The following is a 3,996-nucleotide window of genomic DNA, read 5'->3' on the forward strand; positions in this document are numbered from 1 at the left end:
CTGCGCATGATCGGCGCGACCACGCTCGACGAATACCGCGAGCGCATCGAGAAGGACCCGGCGCTCGAGCGGCGCTTCCAGCAGGTCTACGTGGGTGAACCCACGGTCGAGGACACCATCGCGATCCTGCGCGGGCTGAAGAGCCGCTATGAGGCCCACCACCAGGTGCAGATCGCCGACAGCGCGCTGGTGGCCGCCGCCGCGCTGTCCGACCGCTACATCACCAACCGCTTCCTCCCCGACAAGGCCATCGACCTGGTCGACGAGGCCGCCTCGCGGCTGCGCATGGAGATCGACTCCCGTCCCGTGGAGATCGACCAGCTCCAGCGCAGCGTCGACCGGCTGAAGATGGAGGAGCTGGCCCTGTCCAAGGAGACCGACGAGGCCTCCGTCCAGCGGCTCGAACGCCTCCGCCAGGAGCTGGCCGACCGCCAGGAGGAGCTCAACGCCCTCGTCGGCCGCTGGGAGCACGAGAAGGCCGGCCTCAACAAGGTCGGCGAGCTGAAGAAGCAGCTCGACGAGGCGCGCGGCGCCGCCGAGCGGGCTCAGCGCGACGGCGACTTCGAGACCGCGTCCAGGCTCATGTACGCCGACGTGCCCCGGCTGGAGCAGGCGCTGAAGGTCGCTTCCGACGCCGCGCCGCCGGACAACGCCATGGTCAAGGAGGAGGTCGGCGCCGACGACATCGCCGAGGTGATCTCGTCGTGGACCGGCATCCCCGCCGGGCGCCTCCTGGAGGCTGAGACGGCCAAGCTGCTGCGCATGGAGCAGGAGCTGGGCAAGCGGCTGATAGGGCAGCAGCAGGCCGTACAGGCCGTCTCCGACGCCGTACGCCGGAGCCGGGCCGGCATCGCCGACATCGACCGGCCGACGGGCTCGTTCCTCTTCCTCGGGCCCACGGGTGTGGGCAAGACCGAGCTGGCCAAGGCGCTGGCGGAGTTCCTGTTCGACGACGAGCGGGCGATGACCCGGATCGACATGAGCGAATACTCCGAGAAGCACAGCGTGGCCAGGCTCGTCGGCGCGCCTCCCGGCTACATCGGCTACGAGGAGGGCGGCCAGCTCACCGAGGCCGTCAGGCGGCGCCCGTACACGGTCGTGCTGCTGGACGAGGTGGAGAAGGCCCACCCCGAGGTCTTCGACATCCTCCTCCAGGTGCTCGACGACGGGCGGCTGACCGACGGGCAGGGGCGCACGGTCGACTTCCGCAACACGATCCTGATCCTCACCTCCAACATCGGCTCGCAGTTCCTCATCGACCCCAAGCTGGAGAACGGCGCCAAGCGGGACGCCGTCATGGCAGCGGTGCGGAGCTCGTTCAAGCCGGAGTTCCTCAACCGGCTCGACGAGGTGATCCTCTTCGACGCCCTGGGCACGGAGGAGCTGGCACAGATCGTCGACCTGCAGGTCGACCGGCTGGCGCGGCGCCTGGCCGACCGCAGGCTGACGCTGGAGGTCACGGCCGCGGCCCGCGAGTGGCTGGCGTTGACGGGCTACGACCCGCTGTACGGCGCCCGCCCGCTGCGCCGCCTGGTCCAGTCCGCCATCGGCGACAAACTGGCCAAGGCGGTGCTGTCTGGGCAGGTCGTGGACGGCGACAAGGTCAAGGTCGATCTCGGGGACGACGAGCTCCTCGTCCAGCGCGCCTGACCACGTATCGGGAGCCCGGGACCCATGGGGTCTCCGGGCTCCTGGCGTGTCATGGCTCGGTCATCCCTGCTGGTCTTCGGTAAGGTCCGGTCCACTCTTCGGACAAGCCGCACTCTCGCGGCCGGTGGTGTGACTACGTTCAGCGTTCGTCAGATCACCGAACTCGATCAGGGGACCTGAAGTGTCATCTCAGAAGATCCGGAGCATCCTCGCGGTGGCCACGCTGACCGCCGGCGTCACCTGGCTGGCCGTGGGCCCCTCGGCGGCGGACTCCTGCAAGGCCGAGCGTGCGCAGCTGTCGTCCCAGGCGATCGCCTCGTACTGCGGCGAGCACGCGGTGAACGACGACGCGCTCGGCGGCGGCGGGACGGTCACCGACGAGAGCGACAAGCTGGCCATGGCGGCCGGGCGGATGGCCACGCAGCTCGGCCTGACCGGCCTGGCGACCGCGCGCGAGGTGCTGGGCGCGGCCGACATGGGCGGGGTGGCGGCGACTTGGGGCATGCCGTCCCCGGCGCTGTTCCCCAAGGTGCCCGGATCGGTGGGGATGCAGGATCTGTCCACCATGGCGGGGATCCCCGCGCTGCCCGCCCTCCCCGAGGTGCCGCCGAGGCCGCTGGGGGTCAAGCTGCCCGAACTGTCCCTCGGGCACACCCCCTACCGCAACCGCTTCGCGGGCTCCGGCATCGAGTCGGCGACGACTCTGAAGCGGCCGGTGGAGGAGGTCGGTGCCGAGGTGGTCGACGTCCTGCTGCCCAAGACGGTGGAGAGCATCGAGGACACCTCGCTGCTGACGGGCGGCCAGACCACGATGGCGGGCTTCTCGGGGCTGGTGCCGGAGCTGGCGCTGCGCTGAGCCACCTTGTCCGGGCGCGGACCGTGCCTGCCGCGCCCGGCATCCCCTAACCGAAGAGGCCGCGACCGCCAGTGGTCGCGGCCTCTTCGCCCCTGACATCCCACACCCGCGCCATCCCCGCCGCATGTACACCGAGCGCATGGTCGGCGAATGCGCCGTGCTCACCGCACCACCGCCCCCGCCACCGCACGCCGACGGCCACCGCACGGCAAGTCGCCGCCGCACACGCACACGACCCGCCGCACATGCGCACGACCCGCCGCATACGCACACGACCCACGCGCACGCCCGTCGACGTACGCGCGCCATCCGGGACGCGGCCGTTGCTCGCCTTGCGATGGACGGCACGCACGACACGCCCCACGTGGGACGGCGCCGCCCAGGCAGCCGACCCGCCGTGACAGCGGGCGGCCGTGAGGCAGTGCGCTCCGCAGACGCGTCCGGCCCCGAGGCCCGGCGACCGTGAGGCGCGCCCCGGACCAGGAGGCCCTTCCGAGACGCGGCTGCCCTGAGAGGCGACCTCAGGTCAGGAGGCCGTCCCGGGCGGGCGGGTCAGTGGACGAGCTCGTCCAGTTCGTCCTCAGGGAGCCCGAGGTCGACCCGGATCCGGTAGCGGGTACGTAGGACCGCCACCTGCTCCGGATCGTTCTCGTCGCATCCCAGGACCGCCTGGGTGGCCCATTCGAGCCCTCCCTGGAGGTCCCCGTAGGCGACCAGCGTCTCGGCGATCGTGTGAGCGGTCGCCGTGGAGACGCCGCCCTCCGCGCGTATCGTCTCGATGACCTCCCTGGCCTCATCGGGCCTGTCGAGCTCGAAGAGCGTGTCGGCGATGCCTGCACGCGGGTCGAAACCCGCCTCGCCACCATCCTCGACCGCGAGCTGGAAGCACTCCATAGCGCGCTCCGGCTGGCCGTCCGCCCGCCACTCCTCGGCGGCGAGGACCAGGATGGACGCCCGGGAGACGTCGCCGGACGAATAGCCGAGCGCGACGTCGTATAGCCGACTGGCCAGGGAACTGTGGTCGTCGGCCAATAGGGCCTGCTCAAGCAGACGATCAAGGTGCTCACGGGTCACATGCGCCACACCGCGAGACTACCGAGCCGCTCGGCCCTTTGCCCGGTCAATGCGCATCGCCGGTCAGTCACAAATTCGGTAACCCCACGTCCATTACTGGTCACAGTCAGCGTGTCTGCGCAGGTGGCAGGGCATATACCAGTCGCTTTGCTGCTACGCGAGCAAGGGGGCTGTGATGGGCATGTCCAAGCAGATGACCTTCACGCTGGCCTGTGTCGTCGTGTTGTCGGCCTTTGTTCCCGGCGTGGCGGGCTATCTGTCGGCCCGCCTGGAGGCCCTCGAAACAGCCGAACGCAACCTGCAAGCCCTGGAGGCCAGGCTCCATACGCGCGAGGCGAGAGACACGCGCCCTGTCTCGTTCCTCGGGCCGTGCCTGCGCACGCCGGCCACCCCGCGGTTCCAGCAGGTGCCCGCGG

At 70.4% G+C, this 3,996-nt stretch carries 4 protein-coding genes; 3 read left to right on the forward strand and 1 reads right to left on the reverse strand.

From position 1 onward, the window contains the following. Together AB0J09_RS58485 and AB0J09_RS58490 are read left to right on the forward strand one after the other, a co-directional pair. Positions 1 to 1,650, forward strand: a 1,650-nt coding sequence (locus AB0J09_RS58485) for an AAA family ATPase (protein WP_360711879.1), incomplete at its 5' end; no start/stop codon positions are given. A gap of 181 nt (positions 1,651 to 1,831) precedes the next feature. Further along, positions 1,832 to 2,506, forward strand: a complete 675-nt coding sequence (locus AB0J09_RS58490) for a hypothetical protein (RefSeq protein ID WP_360711882.1) — start codon at positions 1,832 to 1,834, stop codon at positions 2,504 to 2,506. A gap of 552 nt (positions 2,507 to 3,058) precedes the next feature. Here the strand turns inward: AB0J09_RS58490 and AB0J09_RS58495 are convergent. Beyond that, positions 3,059 to 3,589, reverse strand: a complete 531-nt coding sequence (locus tag AB0J09_RS58495) for a hypothetical protein (RefSeq protein ID WP_360711885.1) — start codon at positions 3,587 to 3,589, stop codon at positions 3,059 to 3,061. A gap of 166 nt (positions 3,590 to 3,755) precedes the next feature. Here AB0J09_RS58495 and AB0J09_RS58500 point away from each other — a divergent pair. Further along, positions 3,756 to 3,996 (forward strand): hypothetical protein (locus tag AB0J09_RS58500; RefSeq protein ID WP_360711888.1); only part of this gene is annotated, 241 nt, incomplete at its 3' end.

Origin of the sequence: Nonomuraea sp. NPDC049784 (assembly GCF_040659615.1) — a bacterium.
Classification (GTDB): Bacteria; Actinomycetota; Actinomycetes; order Streptosporangiales; family Streptosporangiaceae; genus Nonomuraea.